The following is a 17,764-nucleotide window of genomic DNA, read 5'->3' as shown; positions in this document are numbered from 1 at the left end:
CACTTGTTAAACCCTGAAAAAATAAAGCTGAATTAAGCCTGTTATTTAGTCAAAATAATTGAATGGTTATGATATATGCTTTTTTAAACTATTTTACAAATTAGTATTTGACTACCTAGCTATAAATTTGATATTAATAGTACATAGAAACTATTTATTCATAACTGTATTAATTTTAAAGGATTTTCTTAAAAACCACATGCAAAATATAAATTTCACATTAAACAGCTTACTCCTCCTCGTAATAAAATTACGCGGATGCTCTTTTATTGTTTAAAATTTATAAAGAATAAATATCAAACCCGCGCTATAATTCGCGGGTTTTTTTTTGCCTGCGTATAGTAAGTTTAGAACCGCTAAGGACATAACCATGAATGATAAAGTAATAATATTTGATACCACCTTAAGAGACGGTGAGCAGGCTTTAACAGCTAGTTTATCTGTAAACGAAAAAATTCAAATCGCTCAAGCAATTGAACGTCTTGGTGTAGATATTATTGAAGCGGGTTTCCCTGTATCTTCTCCTGGTGACTTCCACTCAGTACAAGAAATTGCGCGTACTGTTAAAAACTCCATTGTATGTGGCTTATCTCGCGCTGTAGAGGCCGATATACAAGCCTGTGCAGATTCAATGAGTGTTGCAGAACAATTCAGAATTCATACTTTTATTTCTACCTCCGATGTTCATGTACAACAAAAATTACGTAAAGGTTTTGATGACGTTGAAGCCATGGCATTACATGCAATCAAATTTGCCCGTAATCTTACTGATGATGTTGAATTTTCATGTGAAGATGCAGGCAGAACGCCAATCGATAAATTATGCCGTATGGTTGAAAATGCGATTAAAGCAGGCGCATCAACCATTAATATCCCTGATACAGTAGGTTACACATTACCGAATGAGTTTGGTGGTATTATCACGCAACTATTTAATCGCGTACCTAACATTGATCAAGCCGTAATATCAGTACATTGTCATAACGATTTAGGTTTAGCTGTAGCTAACTCTATTTCAGCTGTTCAAGCAGGTGCTCGTCAAATTGAATGTACCGTTAACGGTATTGGTGAACGTGCGGGTAACTGTTCATTAGAAGAAATTGCGATGATCATGAAAACTCGTGAAGATTTAATGAAGGTCCATACCAACATTAACCATCAAGAAATTGCTCGTACGTCTAAACTTGTTAGCCATTTATGTAACATGCCAGTACAACCAAACAAAGCAATTGTAGGAAGCAATGCCTTTAGTCATTCCTCAGGTATTCATCAAGATGGTATGCTTAAAGCGTCAAATACATACGAAATAATGACACCAGAAAGTGTCGGAATTAGTAAAACAAAATTGAACTTAACTTCGCGTAGTGGCCGTCATGTTATTAAGCATAGAATGGGTACTTTAGGTTACAACGAAGATGACTTTGATATTGAAGCTTTATACGAAGATTTCTTAAAGCTAGCTGATAAAAAAGGCCAAGTATTTGATGATGATTTAGAAGCCTTATTATTTAATATTCAGCAACAAGACAGCGAAGAGCATTACCAAATAATGGACATTAATGTTCAATCAGGTAGTGGTGAGTTTGCAACGGCTGGCGTTAAATTAAATGTTGGCGGTAACATACAAACTGAATCTGCTACGGGTAACGGCCCTGTTGATGCGCTATATCAAGCCATCAAAAAAGCGGTTGATGATGAAATTCAAGTGGCTGATTATAAAATATCGAATAAAGGCGCAGGTGAAGATGGCTTAGGCGTAGCGAATTTAGTTGTTAAATGGCAAGAGCGTAACTTCCATGGTTACGGCATTGCTACTGACGTTATTGAAGCATCAGGTCAAGCATTTGTATCTGCACTAAACGCGATTCAGCGTGCGAAACATATTGCCGCGCTTCGTGAAGAACGTAAAGCAAAAAAATAATAAAAAGATAAAGGCGGACTTAAAAAATACATTTAATACAAAAAAGTTGAATGTAGCTTAAGTTCATAGGTTAAGTAACACTTAAGAGAGAAGATAAAAAATGTCTAAGATAGCAGTATTAGCTGGTGACGGTATCGGACCAGAAGTCATGGTTGAAGCAAAAAAAGTATTAGCAACCGTTGCTGAAAAATTTAATTTCGACCTGACCTTGAATGATTACAATGTTGGTGGTTATGCCATTGATAACGACGGTCAAGCACTCCCACAAAGTACAATCGAAGGGTGTGAGCAAGCTGATGCGATTTTATTTGGTTCTGTTGGCGGTCCTAAATGGACAAACTTACCTTCAGCTGAACAACCAGAAATAGCTTCTTTATTAGGCTTACGTGGACATTTTAGTCTTTTTTGTAACATACGTCCTGCTAGTTTAATCTCTGCAATATCGCACCTTTCTCCATTACGTGCTGATATTTCAAGTACAGGTTTTGATATTTTAGTGATGCGCGAATTAACAGGTGGCATTTATTTCGGCAAACCTAAAGGTCGTGCTGGTGAAGCAGGCAGTGAAGATGAATATGGTTACGACACTATGGTGTATTCACGCAAAGAAATACGTCGTATTGCTCATCTTGCTTTTAAAGCAGCTCAAAAACGTGATAACAAAGTAACGTCTATTGATAAGTCTAATGTCTTACAAGCTTCAGTATTATGGCGTGAAGTTGTTATAGATGTAGCTAAAGAATACCCAGAAGTTGAATTAGAACACATGTATGTCGATAACGCGGCAATGCAGTTAGTAAGAAATCCAGCTCAATTTGACGTAATGCTTTGTTCGAACCTTTTTGGTGATATTTTATCGGACATCTGTGCCATGATCACTGGTTCAATGGGCTTACTACCTTCTGCAAGCTTAAACCAAGACGGTTTTGGTATGTATGAACCTGCAGGCGGAAGTGCTCCAGATATCGCCGGTAAAGGTATTGCTAATCCAATAGCACAAATTCTATCAGCGGCATTAATGCTACGTCATAGCCTTGATCAAAGTGAAGCAGCACAAGCTATAGAAAAAGCGGTTTCAAAAGCATTAGACGATGGTCACTTAACAGGTGATTTATTAACACCTGGCAGTACAGTAAAAGCTAAAAACACAGCAGAAATCGGTGACATCATCTGCGCAAACATTAAGGAGCAGTAATCATGGCAACTACTTTATACGAAAAATTATATTTTCAACATTTAGTTGAAAGCAAAGAAGGTGAAACACCACTTTTGTACGTAGATCGTCATTTAATTCATGAAGTTACTACTCCACAAGCATTTGCTAACTTAAAGTTTCATAATCGTGTAGTACGTCGTCCACAACAAACAATAGCAACAATGGATCACAACATATCAACACGTAAAGCTGATATTGATGCGGCAGGTCCTGGTGCTGCTAACCAGTTACGTACTTTAGAAGAAAACTGTAAAGAATTTGGTATCAAGCTTTTTGGTATGGGTCATAAAAACCAAGGTATTGTTCATGTTATGGGGCCTGAGCTAGGTATTACTCAACCTGGTCAAATCATCGTATGTGGTGATTCTCATACAGCAACACATGGTGCTTTTGGCGCATTAGCCTTTGGTATTGGTACTTCTGAAGTTGAGCATGTATTAGCAACGCAAACCTTACGTCAAAATCGTGCGAAAAGCATGAAAATTGAAGTAACAGGTAAAGTAGGCAAAGGTATTAGCGCTAAAGATATTATCTTAGCGATTATCGGTAAAACGGGTTCAGCGGGTGCTACAGGTTATGTAGTTGAATACTGTGGTGAAGCTATTGAAGCGTTAACCATGGAAGAGCGTATGACTGTTTGTAACATGAGTATTGAATTTGGCGCTAAAGCTGGCCTTATTGCTCCTGACCAAAAAACGTTTGATTACTTACAACATAAAGAATACGCACCTAAGTTAGATGATTGGGATACTGCTGTAGCTTATTGGAAAACATTAAAAACTGATGACGGTGCTTCTTTTGACGATACATTAACGTTAAAAGGCGAAGATATTAAATCGCAAATGACTTGGGGAACCACACCAGGACAAGTAACATCTATCGATTCAGTTGTTCCATCTCCAGACGATTTCTCAGACCCAGTAGAAAAAGACTCATGTGTTAAAGCATTAAAATACATGGGGCTAACTGCTGGTACTAAATTAACTGACGTTACCGTTAATAAAGTATTTATTGGTTCTTGTACTAACTCACGTATTGAAGATTTACGCGCTGCAGCGAATGTTGTAAGCGACTATATCAAACAAGGTAAGAAAGTATCTGATACTGTTGATGCTATTGTTGTTCCAGGTTCATACCGCGTAAAAGCGCAAGCAGAAGAAGAAGGTTTATCACAAATATTTATCGATGCTGGTTTTGAATGGCGCTTACCAGGCTGTTCTATGTGTTTAGGTATGAATGATGACCGTTTAGAACCAGGTGATCGTTGTGCTTCTACTTCAAACCGTAACTTCGAAGGTCGCCAAGGTCGCGATAGCCGTACTCACTTAGTGAGTCCAGAAGTCGCAGCAGCTGCCGCAATTGAAGGTCGCTTTGTAGACCTTAACGCTAACAACAATAACTAGGAGCAAGTAATGGAAAAATTTACAACACATACAGGTTTAGTTGCTCCGTTAGATATGGCTAACGTTGACACCGACCAAATCATCCCAAAACAATTTTTACAAAAAACAGAACGTGTGGGTTTTGGTCAGCACTTATTTAACGATTGGCGTTATTTAGATAATAATGGCACACAAGACAACCCAGAGTTTGTTTTAAACTATCCACAATACAAAGGTGCTAGCGTTTTATTAACACGTGAAAACTTTGGTTGTGGTTCAAGTCGTGAGCATGCGCCATGGGCTCTACAAGAGTTTGGTTTTGACGTAATAATCTCACCAAGTTTTGCTGATATTTTTTACGGTAACTGTATTAACATCGGTATTGTACCCGTTAAATTAACGGATAAAGAAATACAGCAGTTATTTGAAGCGGCAGAAGCTAACGACATCAACATCACTGTTGATTTAGCTAAGCAAACCGTTTCATGTGGTGATTTGACCTTTAGCTTTGAGATGAATACTTTCCATAAATATTGTTTAGCGGAAGGTGTTGATAGCGTAGGTTGGACATTAAATAAAATAGACATGATTGAAGATTTTGAATCTAAGCGTCCAAGCTGGGCATAGACTCTGAATCTAAATTAAATTTCTAAAAATAAAAAGCCGTGATATTTAACATTATCACGGCTTTTTTGTATCGGCTTTTCCAACTACATTTAGTTGGAACTTTCGAGAAAGTGACTTCTCAGTTTTAATTTATAAGGACCATTGAGCAGTCCCCTTTTAGCTGAGTTAAAAGCTACATTGTTAGCAAGTCGAGAAACTGCAGGCGTATAATCAGTCACATTGCCTGCAATTTGGGTAATAGCAGCACTGACTAAAGCGCCGATTAACCCTTGATTACCATTATTAGAACTTTGCTTAGCAACAATAGGTGCATCCCAAAGTATCTCTCCTGTTTTAACAGATACCAACCTTGCATAACCTTGCACTACAGTCACTGAAGAAAGTACTTGGTACTCTTGTCCCCAGTTATCAATAGTTACGTATAACACAGCATCTGCGCCAATATGCTCATGTATTTTATCTAATGAAATACTGTTCATTTCTGCAGGTGTTGGTAAGCCATTTTCTTTTAAAAAGCTATCAATAACACTAACAGGAAAAACGTAATAGCCCTTCTCCGCCAGCGGTTGAGTTACCGTTGATAAATAAGTATAAGAGGCATTTACATCAACAGAGTTATTAATAGGTGGAATAACTAAAATTGAACGTGGTGCCTCATTAATTAATGCTTGATAGTTATAAGGTTCTACTGTTGCACAGCCTGCAACAAAAATAAAAATAGCAGGATAAAATTTAAACCAAAAATTCATTTTATTGTTCCTGCTTAGGTGATTGTAGAGAACGACTGATCATTCCATCGATTAAAACACTAGATTCTGGAAATAATGTTTTTTCCATTTCCAACGCTTCTAATGCTAAAGAATGATTACCTGATGCTGCATACATCATCCCAAGATGAGAATAAATTCCTGGTGGTACCTTTTTACCTTTGGCTTTAGCTTTTTCAATATCTTCTTCTAATTGTATTATCTGAATATCAGGAGTTGCCTCACCAGGTGTGTGATAACTTTTATACAATAAGCTCTCATACTCACCCCAATAATATATAGACTTGTTATTAGCACATCCTGCTAAAGCCAATACCGCAATACTGGCTATAATTAAGTTATTCATATTGTTCCTAAACAATTATTGAGATAAAACTAAAACGCCAGAATCAATATCACGAGTTAAATTGTTTACCGTTTCTTTGATAGCAAAATCAAGCACCTTGCCATTTAACGTTGCATCGTAGCCTGCAGTTGAACCAAAGCCTACAACTTGACGCTCACTTAAAGAATACTCGCCAGCACCTTGAGTTGAATAAACCACTTCAGAAGTTAAAACATCAATAACATTGAGAGTAACTTTTGCATAAGCGATTTGGCTTTTACCTCGTCCTAAAATACCAAACAACTGGCTATCACCAATCGCCTTGCGTCCAAACTCTGTTACATCACCACTAATAGTATACCGAGCACCTTTAATATTTTGCTCTACGCCTAACAGTTTAGCTTCTTCCTTCATACGAGCTAAGTTATCTCGATCAACAACTTTAAAACGGTTAGTTTGTTGTAATAACGCCATTAAAATAGTTTTAGATTGATTACCTAATTTATCGGTATTACTAGTGAACAAGCCTTGCATGTAATTCGAACGATTATTAAATTGACCAATAACCAAGGTAGATTTAACACCTGTGTATACTTGATTTACCGCTTGAACAGGCTCTATCTCAATTTTTCTGTGTGATTGCGTCGTACAGCCCATAAGCGCTATAACTAAAACACTTAGATATAACCAAGATTTTTTTATATTTGATAACTTCATAATATTTTTCCTTAAACACGTATTTATCCATATTATCACTGAACAAATAGTCAATGAACAGGTAATTAGTGACTAATAACCTAAGGTTTAACCAACCGATAACATAAAAGTTAAAGCTTATTAACGAGTCAAAGCATTAAACTAATTAAACATTTACAGTTTTACAAAAAGACGCTACTTTTATTGAGAGCCCTTAAATAATTCTAATAAAAAATATCTCATCATTTTTTAGGAACTTCATGTCGAATACATCATCTTCAGAAACAAAAATAGTAAAACAGCAGAAAATACCTTTATCCGAATTAACTGTAGGTATGTATGTTTTATCTATTGTTACAAAAAATAAAACAGTAAATATAAAGTCTGAAGGCTACATATTAAAAGCATCAAGTATTAGTCAGCTTAAAAAGTCTCATGTGACTTATGTTGAAATAGATCCATCAAGAACTAAGAAAAATGAAGATGAAAAAGCCGCTACTTCCACCTTAAAAAACACATCAGATGATACCGTTGAAATAACCCAAACCGCGTCTTTTGATAGTGAAATGAAGAAGGCCGAGCAGCTTTATAATAATGCCAAAGTTTTACAAAAAAAAATATTACACGATATAACTCATAATAAAGCGATTGACTTAGAAGCCGTTCAAGAGAGTACAGATGCAATTGTCGATTCTATTTTTCGTAACCAAGATGCCCTTGCATGTATGTCGCGCTTAAGAATTAAAGATGATTACTTGGTTGAACACTCTCTTAACGTTTCAATATTGATGACCATATTTTGTAAACATTTGAAAATAGAACGCAAAACCATGGAAGACTTAGCTTTAGGTGCTTTCTTACATGATATTGGTAAAACACTCATACCTGATAATGTACTGCAAAAACCAGGACGTTTTACCGATGATGAATACGCCATTATGAAAACACACGTGATGTTGGGGGTAAAAATATTAGAAGACACGCCCAATATACCAAAAGTATCTATGATGGTCGTAAAAGAGCACCATGAGCGTTTAGATGGAAAAGGTTACCCTAACGCATTACCTGCAGAAAAAATATCGCAATATAGCCGCATGATAGCTATAGCAGATTGTTATGATGCTATGACCGCTGAAAGAGTTTACAAGGCAGGTATGCACCCTATTAAAGCGTTTAAAATACTGATTAGTGAATCGCCAAATGCTTTCGATAAAAGCTTAGTCGAACAATTTATTCAATGTTTAGGTCTTTATCCACTAGGAACACTCGTAAAATTAGAAAGTGGTAAGGTTGGATTAATTAGTAAACTTAATAAAAGCAAACCTTTAAAGCCTTTCGTGCGTGTATTTTATAACACGCGTTTGAACCAAGTTATTTCTATGGAAGAAATTGATTTAAGTAAGCCTAAGTACAATGATCAAATAGAGTCATGTGTTAAACCTGAAGACTTTAATTTAGATTTTATAAAGTTTTTTAAAAGTGCATTCCTCAATTAACTTAATCCGGAATACCCTTGAGATTAAAATAAGATTCACTTCCCCTTATCTTAACGCTTATTTAAGCCTTACCATGAAGATAACGCACGCATAGTAAACTTCTCACCTCTAAAGTTAAGGACAACCTTTTGAGGAAGAATTTCAACGAGAGTTAATTGCCGAGAAATTGTGTCACCTTCATACCTATCTCGACCATTTACTTTAACCCACCCCTTTCCATCACTCGCGTAAATATGTTGTTCAAATTGCAATGATGGAATACCGTTTTGCACCCATAACGGCATTTTATCAATAGAGTCTATTTGCCTAGAACGGTTTTCAGCATCATCATTCGCATACTCACTATACCTATCATTTTCAGTATCATCATTGGCTAGTGCTTTCTTAAATTGTTCTAATAACTCATCAGATACACCTTCAACTTGTGTCAGCTCAAGTGCTTTATTCTTATCCTTGATGCTTTCAGCTTTTATCTTTTTATCTTTTGAATTTTCAACTTGTGTTTTTTCAGTTACAGAAGCACTAGCTACTTCATCAACAATTTCTGAAGAGGTAACCTTTTTAGATGATACCGATTTAGATGAAATAGACTTTATATCTGTTGAAGTGGCTGGTTCTTTAATTGGTTTGGGGGTAACCTTTGGCTCTACAGTCTGATTTGAAGACACTTTAGAGTTATCACCCATAGTTTTACCTGTTGAAGCACTTAAGTCGTTAGAAGCTATTTTAGAGGTATTTAATGCACCAGCAATAGTATCTACGTTGGTCACTTCAGGTTTTTCTATTAAAGAAACATCTTTTTTATTATCTGAGAAATATGAACCCGAAAAATAAGCTCCAGCAGATAACCCCAAAAGCACAAAGACAATAAAAACTATTTTGATTGCGCGATATTGCCACCAAGGTGTTATTTGATGATCTTCACCTAACGCTTCTTTAGCTGATAGCAAAACAATCTTTTTATCTACCACGGCAACGTTACCGTTATAAGCATTGATCAGAGAACGTTCGCACACTAAATTAATTAAACGAGGAATTCCGCCACAAATATCATAAATGGCGTTCATCGCAGATGCAGAAAATAGTGCTCTAATTCCTTCAGCGATAGACAATCGGTGTTTTATATACTGCGCGACTTCTTGTTTGTTAAGCGGTAATAAGTGGTATCTAGCTGTTATGCGCTGTGCTAATTGACGAAGATCTCTTCTTTTTAATAAGGTTTGTAGCTCAGGTTGCCCAATAAGAATAACTTGTAATAATTTCTTAGTATTGGTTTCTAAATTTGTTAATAGCCTTAACTGCTCTAATACTTCAGGTTTTAAGTGTTGAGCTTCATCAATGATTAATAATGTATTGGTATTAGCTTTATGATTTTTTAAAAGCTTATCTTGAATCTTATCCGTTAATGTTTTTAACGTAGCACCTGTTTTGCGATAACGAATTTTAAGTTCATCACAAATAGTAGCTAATAGCTCTTGACTTGAAAGTGTCGGATTAAGAATAAAAGCCGCTTGCGTATTTTCAGGTAAGCGTTCCATTAAACATCGACTAACGGTAGTTTTACCTGTTCCTACCTCACCTGTAAGTAAAACGAAGCCGCCAGCATCACCCAAACCATAAGTTAAATGAGCAAGAGCTTCACGGTGACGATCACTCATAAATAAATACTGAGGATTAGGAGCAATTGAGAAAGGTTTTTCTTTTAAACCAAAATAAGTTGTATACATAAATCTACATCAAAAAAATCAACATAAAGAAGCTAACCTTTAGCCTAGCATATGTCAAAACACAATTTCATTTATGGTAAACTTAACGCGTTATAAATTTATTCTTATCGGAAACTCAATGGCAAGCCCAGAATCACAAATAACCAGCTACCTTGTTGGCGGTGCAGTTAGAGACAAATTACTTAACAGAGACAGTTACGATCACGACTATGTGGTTGTAGGCTCTACTGTTAAACAAATGCTATCTTTAGGTTTTACCCAAGTAGGTAAAGATTTCCCTGTATTTTTACATCCTCAAACCAAAGACGAATATGCCTTAGCTCGGATTGAGAGAAAAATAGATACCGGCTATACGGGTTTTACGTGTGATGCTTCTGAATTGGTTACTATTGAAGATGACTTACTCAGACGAGATTTAACCATTAATGCTATGGCGTTAAAACCCAATGGCGAAATAATTGATCCTTACAATGGCCAAGAAGATTTAAAAAATAGAATATTCCGCCATGTATCTGAAGCTTTTATTGAAGATCCATTACGGGTATTAAGAGTAGCCCGATTTGCTGCCCGTTATCACAGCTATGGGTTTACGATTGCTCAAGAAACCTTAGCATTGATGACTCAAATATCTCAAAGCAATGAACTTCAATCACTAAGCAGTGAACGTATTTTTATCGAGCTGAATAAAAGCTTACTTGAAGATCACCCCGAAGTATTCTTTGAAACCCTCAAAGCTTGTGGTGCGCTCTCGGTACTTCTACCTGAAATAGAAACCCTTTGGGGAGTTCCTAATCCTGCAAAATGGCACCCTGAAATATGTTCAGGAGTTCATACCATGATGGTATTACAACAAGCGGTTAAATTATCAGATAAAGCTGAAGTAAGATTTGCTGCGCTATGCCATGACTTAGGTAAAGGCATTACACCTGAAGCTGAATGGCCAAGTCATCGTGGACATGAACAATCAGGGCTACCCTTAGTAAAAGCCTTATGTGCTCGTTTACGCATTCCTAATTCATATCAAGCTTTAGCGCTTAAAGTATGTGAATACCACCTGCATTGTCATAAAGCTTTTGAGTTAAAGCCTAGTACGATTTTGAGAGTATTTAATGCACTAGATGTTTGGCGAAAACCTGAAGAGTTTAATGATTTTATTTTAGCTTGTACTGCAGATATGCGAGGCAGAACAGGATTTGAAGATAAAGCTTATCCTCAAGCTGATTTTTTACATGCCTGTCTCAAGGCTGCGCAACAAGTAACAGCAAAGGCTTTTGTCGAGCAAGGTTTAAAAGGATTAGCGATAAAAGAAGCTATAGAAAAAGCAAGGTTGAATGCGATAAAAACAATGAAAGAAAGTTTACGTATGAATACTTTTCAACCTCCCTACTAAAAAAATCAATAATAAAAACCTCAAAAAAAACCACATCAATAGATGTGGTTTTTTAACAGGTTGAACTATAACTTAAAAATTATAAGTTGCTTTTACGTAGTAATAGCCACCATTGTAATCGTAAGGGCCACTTTCATAGTACACACCACTTACTGCACCAAAAGCACCACCATCTTTTTGTAACTCTTGTGCGTCTTTATCAAATATGTTGTTAGCACCTGCAGATACTGTCCAGCTATCATTTACAAAGTAACTCACTTGAGCATCAAAAGTATAAGAAGAGCCTACTGTTTCTGACCAACCGTAAGAGCTAAACTCATCAGGTTCATCAGCATGTGTTGCAAACCATTCTCCGTAATAATTAGCACGAACAAACATACTAATTGATTCCCAATTTTGAGATAAAGTTAGTGTTCCTGTGTGCTCTGGAATACCTTCTTCTAGACGGCGAATTTTAAAGCCTGATGTATAACTACCAGCATCTTCAACTTCTGTCGAATTATAGTTATAAGCAAGACTTAATTTAGTGTCGCCACCCATTAATTCCATACCGTAGTTAGCTACAACATCAACACCTTGAGTTTTAGTATCAAAATCGTTAGCAAAGAAAGTAACTGAACCACCTAATAATAATTCAGGACTTGCATACTTACCTTGCAAAGCATCAACATGTGCTTGAGTTACGAATATTTTATCTGTTTGAGCAACACGATCTTTAACTTCAATATTATATGCATCAACAGTCATAAAAAAGTCACCACTTTGGTAAACAAGACCTAAAGCAAAACTTTTTGATTCTTCTGGTTCTAATTCAATACCGCCTAATGCAACAGAAACAGGATGTGTTGGTGGATACGTAGCTGACTGAATTAACTCGCCACTAACTAAAGATGTTTGAGTATTTACAACATTAGCCTGACCAACAGTAGGAGCTCTGAAACCAGTACTGTGTGAAGCACGGAATGATAATTCTTCATTAAGCGTATATTGTGCTGAAAGTTTATAGTTAAGAGTATCTCCAAAAGAAGAGAAGTCTTCATAACGTAATGCTGCACCGAGTAAAAAATCTTCAGTTAAATAAGCTTCAACATCAACATAAGCACCAATACTTTGACGTGAATTAGTACCTTGAGCTTCAGGTGAAAAACCAGCAAAACCATGAGAACCAACACTAAACCCTTGAGTTGCTAAATCTCCCTGTTCCCAAGAAGCTTGCTCACCAGATGTGATTTCAAAGCTTTCTTGACGCCATTCTAAACCAGCAGCAACATTTACAGGGTCTGCAAGGCCCATATCTACGCCTTTAGACAAATCGATATTAAATGATTTTTCTAATTGAGTATAAGAGCCTGCTTCAAATGCATTATTAGGTTGATCAACATTTAACGCACCTAATGAAGGATTAACAGTATCAACTAAAGTATAAGTTGACTTGTTACGCCCTACAGAACCACTAATGTCATAAAACGTTTCATTTAAGAAACCGCCTTTAATTTCACCACGTGTACCCATAGTTAATGACGTATCATTAATTACACCTGTAAATTGTGGTGTATAACCGCCAGGGAATAATTCATTAAATGCCCAACAATCATCATTGTTTTGAATTCCAGAAATGTATTCAGGATCATTTAAAACATTAGCTTGAGAAGCATCAATAATAGGACAATTACCAGATAGGTCACCTGTTGAGTCACCTACAAGTAACGGATTATCAATACCATCGTAAGCAGTAGGATCTGCAGCTAAAATAGCTGGATTAACTCCCGTAAATACACCACCACGATTCTGAGGATTACGGTAATAATAACCACCTGTTGCTGTACGGTCTGAATAGTTACCGAACATGTAAAACTCTTTATCATTACCTAAATCTAATCCCATATTACCAAATAATGTAATATCTTCATCAATCTCAGGATTACCCCAAGTCTGTGCTGGATCATTAATATAAGTATTACCTGCATCAGCTAGAGCTTGCGCATCTGGACGTTGGACTGAGCGACTTGTAGCATCTGCATTTTTATATTGAAAACTTAAGTTAACAAAGCCATCTTTAGTGAAAGGTAGACCAATGTTACCATCTACAACAGTTGAATCACCGTCACCTTCGTAATATTCACCACGACGAACAGAGATTGAACCACCATCTGAAGCATCTTTTAATACAAAGTTCATAACACCAGCAATAGCATCTGAACCATATTGTGCTGCAGCACCGTCACGTAATACTTCAACTTGCTTTAAAGCAACACTTGGAATAACTGAAATATCAGGTCCTTGTGCACCATCATTTACACCACCACCTTGGAATGCAATAACAGAAGCACGATGGCGACGTTTACCGTTTAGAAGGATTAACGTTGAATCAGATGATAAGCCACGTAAGTTAACAGGACGAATAAATGAAGCAGCATCTGAGATTGGTTGTTGGCGAACTGAGAATGATGGAACAGTAGCTTGAAGCATATCTAGCATATCGCTTGATGCATTTTTACCTAATTCATCACCACCAATGATATCAATTGGTACTGGAGAGTCAGCAACTGAACGAGGAGCAGCACGTGAACCAACTACGGCAATACGTTCAACTTTCTCTTCTTTAACTTTAGAACCACTTTCAGCAGCAGAAACGCTTACCGTAGTTCCTAAAGCAACACTAACTGCAATAGCTAATGTAGCATTACGAAATTTTATAGACATATTTTTCCCTTATAAATTTAAGACTAACTTTATTTTTTTGAATTTTTATTTGTTTTTATAATTAATTAAAATACATATTATGTATATAGCTTAATAAAAGCTCGTTTCTTTATAGAACACGTAATAACTCATTACAAGCACTTAAAATAATTGTCTTAGTTAATATCCTTATTTTAAATACAAGTTTTTTTACAAATTGATTTTTTATCAATTTTACCCAACAAAAAAAAAAAATAAAATAGTCTAAAAATACAGTGAGTTAAAAATATTCACAAAAGAATATAGTAGTATGACTTTCGTACTTAAATGTAACAAAACAATTACAAAAGACAATACAAAAACTTTCATCTATAAATATAAGACAATAATAGAAATAAGCGATTTATTAACCAGTTTTATTATTGAAATATTCCATACATTGTTTTTTACTTTATATTTACAAACACTACAAAAGAATAAAAAAACACTAAAGGTGAATAAAAAATCAAAAAAAAGAATAAATAAATTATAAACGTTCAGTTATCAAAGAAGTTAGCCAATATGATGTATATTTTATACGCGCGTTTTATCAAAATTATTAAAATGAAATATAGAAAATAAACACATATTGTTCTTTTTAAAATCAAATGGTGAAAAATAACAATTAAACATTCACATACTGGTTCATAAGCGATAAAGTCACACATAATTAGAATTGTTAACTGAGGAATGCTCATGGAATTGAATCAATGGGTTGATGAACTATTTGAAGTATTTGACGTAGATAAAGACGGGGCAATAAGCCGTAGTGAATTCGTTGAATTAATCGATGTATTGTTACAAGATAAAGGAATTAAGATGTGTGAAACGATTTTCCATCGTTTCGATAAAAATCACAACAATTCTATATCTAAGAGTGAACTTAAAGAGATGGTGATTGAACTCGCTTTATAAACACTTAATTTTGACGAATGCTACATGTGAGTACCATTCGTCAAATTAAATCATTTCTCAGCAGCAACCACACTGATTTCTACTAATAAAACATCACGCGCCATAGCCGCTTCTACACAAGCTCTAGCAGGGGCATGACCTTCTGGTACCCAAGCATCCCAAACAGTATTCATTTCTTGAAAATCAGCCATTTTATTAAGATATATAGTCGCTGATAGGATATGTTCACGATCACTACCCGCAGCAATTAATAATTCATCTACCTTATCTAGCATCGTCTGTGTTTGCTCTGTAATACCTTTAGTCGCATCAGCACACACTTGACCACATAAATAAATAGTACCGTTATGTTTAACGATACGGCTCATACGTTGTTTTGTTTCAATTCTTTCTATTGTCATAATAATTTCTGCTCGTCCTAGTAGAAACTTTATCGGCATTGTTTTCATACTTTATTTCATCACTTATAGTCATAAGCTCAAAAATAAAGTATTCAACGGCTTTGTTAAAGTTCCAACTAGTTAGAGCTTTTCCTTGTGCGTTAAAAAGAAAACCCCAATGTTTTTCAACAATGAGGTTTAATTAAAATTTATTGCTTAAGTATTGTTTAAGCGCTAATTAATTCGCTGAGTTTTTATTGAAAGCGTAGGTAAAACATTCAAATACAAGGCGGAAGCACGGAGCCTATAACTATAGGTGAGTACTTCCAACGCGGTAGTTGGATGTTATAACAAGCTTACAAAAAAAATTACTCCCATTCAATAGTCGCTGGTGGCTTACCTGATATATCGTAAACTACACGAGAAATACCATCAATTTCATTAATAATACGATTAGACACTAATCCTAAGAAATCATATGGTAAGTGTGACCAACGTGCTGTCATAAAATCAATAGTTTCAACACAACGTAAACTTACAACCCAATCATATTTACGAGCATCACCCATAACACCAACTGATTTAACAGGTAAGAAAACAGTAAAGGCTTGGCTTACTTTATTGTACAAGTCATGCTTGTGTAGCTCTTCAATAAAGATGTGATCTGCGCGACGTAGTAAGTCACAGTATTCTTTCTTCACTTCACCTAAAACACGCACACCTAATCCTGGACCAGGAAATGGATGACGATAAAGCATGTCGTAAGGTAAACCGAGTTCTAAACCAATTTTACGTACTTCATCTTTAAAAAGTTCACGTAGCGGTTCAACTAAACCTAGCTTCATGTAGTCAGGTAAACCGCCCACATTATGATGAGATTTAATAACGTGTGCTTTACCTGTAGCTGAAGCCGCTGATTCGATAACATCAGGGTAAATAGTACCTTGTGCAAGCCATTTAGCATTGTCTAATTTGTTTGATTCTTCTTCAAAAACATCAACAAATACATTACCGATGATCTTACGCTTCTTCTCTGGATCATTTTCACCCGCTAAACGGTCTAAAAAGCGATCTTCTGCATCAATTTTGATTATGTTGAGACCAAAGTGGTCACCAAACATATCCATAACTTGCTCGCCTTCATTTAAACGTAACAAGCCGTTATCAACAAATACACATGTTAACTTATCGCCAATAGCTCTATGTAACAACATAGCCACTACAGAAGAGTCAACACCACCAGATAAACCAAGAATGACTTCATCATCGCCAACTTGTTCTTTCATTTTAGCGATAGCATCTTCAATAATTGACGCTGAAGTCCAAAGCTTTTCACACTTACAAATATCAAGTACAAATTGCTCAAGAATGCGTAAACCTTGTTTGGTATGAGTTACTTCTGGGTGAAATTGAACACCGTAGAATTTCTTTTCTTCATTAGCCATTGCTGCATAAGTACAACTTGGCGTTTGTGCAACAGATACAAAACCTTCTGGAATAGCAGAAACTTTATCGCCGTGACTCATCCATACGTCTAATAAAGCATTACCCGCATCATTTACGCTGTCTTCAATATTCTTAAATAAAGCCGACTCAGTGATCACTTCAACAGAAGCATAACCAAATTCTTTATGATCAGAACTTTGAACGCCGCCGCCTAATTGTTCTGCCATAGTTTGCATGCCGTAACATACACCTAAAACAGGCACACCAGCATTAAACACGTATTCAGGTGCACGAGGTGAATCTAGTTCGGTAACACTCTCTGGTCCACCAGCAAGGATAATACCTGTAGGATTAAAACCTTTAATTTGCTCTTCTGTTACATCCCAAGCCCATAGTTCACAGTAAACACCAATTTCACGTACGCGACGTGCGATTAGTTGAGTGTATTGTGATCCAAAATCTAAAATTAGTATGCGGTGATCATGAATGTCTTTACTCATGGTTCTTCTCTCATATTAACGGCTCGTCATGAATAACTTTTAAACTGCATTCAATTAGAGCGAGGTATTTTAAGTAAAAAGGCTGAGCTTCTCATTACAAGATTTCAACTCAGCCTATTTGAATTTTTTAAGTCTTTTACATCATAAAAAGACTAAGAATGGGTTAGTTCAAAGTTAGTTAATACAAGAACAAAGCAGAAGCACAGAGCTGACAATAGTCAGTGAGTACTTCTAATGCCGTTATTGTCTTAACTA

The 17,764-nt window shown here is 35.9% G+C and carries 14 protein-coding genes; 7 read left to right on the top strand and 7 right to left on the bottom strand.

What is annotated here, in order from left to right:
- The first annotated feature begins 370 nt into the window (after positions 1 to 370).
- From leuA to leuD, 4 genes are all read left to right on the top strand, one after another.
- Positions 371 to 1,921 carry a 2-isopropylmalate synthase gene (gene leuA, locus ACPUVN_RS00235; protein WP_426358580.1) on the top strand — a complete coding sequence of 517 codons (1,551 nt, stop codon included), beginning with the start codon at positions 371 to 373 and terminating at the stop codon, positions 1,919 to 1,921.
- Positions 1,922 to 2,021: 100 nt separating this feature from the next.
- Complete coding sequence (gene leuB / locus ACPUVN_RS00230) at positions 2,022 to 3,116, top strand: 3-isopropylmalate dehydrogenase (protein WP_426369720.1); 1,095 nt, start codon at positions 2,022 to 2,024, stop codon at positions 3,114 to 3,116.
- Between the two features lie 2 nt (positions 3,117 to 3,118).
- A complete protein-coding gene (gene leuC, locus ACPUVN_RS00225; RefSeq protein ID WP_426369719.1) occupies positions 3,119 to 4,540 on the top strand; it encodes a 3-isopropylmalate dehydratase large subunit in 1,422 nt (473 codons plus the stop codon).
- A gap of 9 nt (positions 4,541 to 4,549) precedes the next feature.
- Positions 4,550 to 5,146: a 3-isopropylmalate dehydratase small subunit gene (leuD, locus tag ACPUVN_RS00220; protein ID WP_426358583.1), complete on the top strand. Its 597-nt coding sequence runs from the start codon at positions 4,550 to 4,552 to the stop codon at positions 5,144 to 5,146.
- 89 nt (positions 5,147 to 5,235) lie between these two features.
- Here the strand turns inward: leuD and ACPUVN_RS00215 are convergent, their stop codons facing one another.
- From ACPUVN_RS00215 to ACPUVN_RS00205, 3 genes are read right to left on the bottom strand one after another with little or no spacing between them, the layout of a single operon-like run.
- On the bottom strand, positions 5,236 to 5,895 hold the full coding sequence (locus ACPUVN_RS00215; protein WP_426358584.1) for a DUF799 domain-containing protein: 660 nt from the start codon (positions 5,893 to 5,895) through the stop codon (positions 5,236 to 5,238).
- A 1-nt stretch (position 5,896) separates the two neighbouring features.
- On the bottom strand, positions 5,897 to 6,259 hold the full coding sequence (locus ACPUVN_RS00210; RefSeq protein ID WP_426358585.1) for a DUF4810 domain-containing protein: 363 nt from the start codon (positions 6,257 to 6,259) through the stop codon (positions 5,897 to 5,899).
- 15 nt (positions 6,260 to 6,274) lie between these two features.
- Positions 6,275 to 6,955 (bottom strand): CsgG/HfaB family protein, encoded by a 681-nt coding sequence (locus tag ACPUVN_RS00205; protein WP_426358586.1) that lies wholly within the window; start codon positions 6,953 to 6,955, stop codon positions 6,275 to 6,277.
- 239 nt (positions 6,956 to 7,194) lie between these two features.
- On the opposite strand from ACPUVN_RS00205, the gene ACPUVN_RS00200 reads away from it, so the two are divergent.
- Positions 7,195 to 8,430 carry an HD-GYP domain-containing protein gene (locus ACPUVN_RS00200; RefSeq protein ID WP_426358587.1) on the top strand — a complete coding sequence of 412 codons (1,236 nt, stop codon included), beginning with the start codon at positions 7,195 to 7,197 and terminating at the stop codon, positions 8,428 to 8,430.
- Between the two features lie 68 nt (positions 8,431 to 8,498).
- On the opposite strand, the gene ACPUVN_RS00195 is transcribed toward ACPUVN_RS00200, so the two are convergent.
- Positions 8,499 to 10,157 (bottom strand): AAA family ATPase, encoded by a 1,659-nt coding sequence (locus tag ACPUVN_RS00195; protein ID WP_426369717.1) that lies wholly within the window; start codon positions 10,155 to 10,157, stop codon positions 8,499 to 8,501.
- A 139-nt stretch (positions 10,158 to 10,296) separates the two neighbouring features.
- On the opposite strand from ACPUVN_RS00195, the gene ACPUVN_RS00190 reads away from it, so the two are divergent.
- Entirely contained in the window at positions 10,297 to 11,547 is a 1,251-nt protein-coding gene (locus ACPUVN_RS00190; RefSeq protein WP_426360597.1) for a multifunctional CCA addition/repair protein, read from the top strand.
- A 72-nt stretch (positions 11,548 to 11,619) separates the two neighbouring features.
- On the opposite strand, the gene ACPUVN_RS00185 is transcribed toward ACPUVN_RS00190, so the two are convergent.
- Entirely contained in the window at positions 11,620 to 14,250 is a 2,631-nt protein-coding gene (locus ACPUVN_RS00185; RefSeq protein ID WP_426369716.1) for a TonB-dependent receptor plug domain-containing protein, read from the bottom strand.
- 714 nt (positions 14,251 to 14,964) lie between these two features.
- On the opposite strand from ACPUVN_RS00185, the gene ACPUVN_RS00180 reads away from it, so the two are divergent.
- Positions 14,965 to 15,183 carry an EF-hand domain-containing protein gene (locus ACPUVN_RS00180; protein WP_426358590.1) on the top strand — a complete coding sequence of 73 codons (219 nt, stop codon included), beginning with the start codon at positions 14,965 to 14,967 and terminating at the stop codon, positions 15,181 to 15,183.
- A 50-nt stretch (positions 15,184 to 15,233) separates the two neighbouring features.
- Here ACPUVN_RS00180 and ACPUVN_RS00175 read toward each other — a convergent pair whose 3' ends face one another.
- Positions 15,234 to 15,584 carry a RidA family protein gene (locus ACPUVN_RS00175; protein ID WP_426370589.1) on the bottom strand — a complete coding sequence of 117 codons (351 nt, stop codon included), beginning with the start codon at positions 15,582 to 15,584 and terminating at the stop codon, positions 15,234 to 15,236.
- A gap of 347 nt (positions 15,585 to 15,931) precedes the next feature.
- Complete coding sequence (gene guaA, locus ACPUVN_RS00170) at positions 15,932 to 17,509, bottom strand: glutamine-hydrolyzing GMP synthase (protein ID WP_426369715.1); 1,578 nt, start codon at positions 17,507 to 17,509, stop codon at positions 15,932 to 15,934.
- Positions 17,510 to 17,764: the final 255 nt, after the last annotated feature.

The sequence above is a fragment of the Pseudocolwellia antarctica genome, assembly GCF_049933045.1.
Classification (GTDB): domain Bacteria; phylum Pseudomonadota; class Gammaproteobacteria; order Enterobacterales; family Alteromonadaceae; genus Pseudocolwellia.
This window is presented reverse-complemented; position numbering and strand designations above follow the sequence as displayed.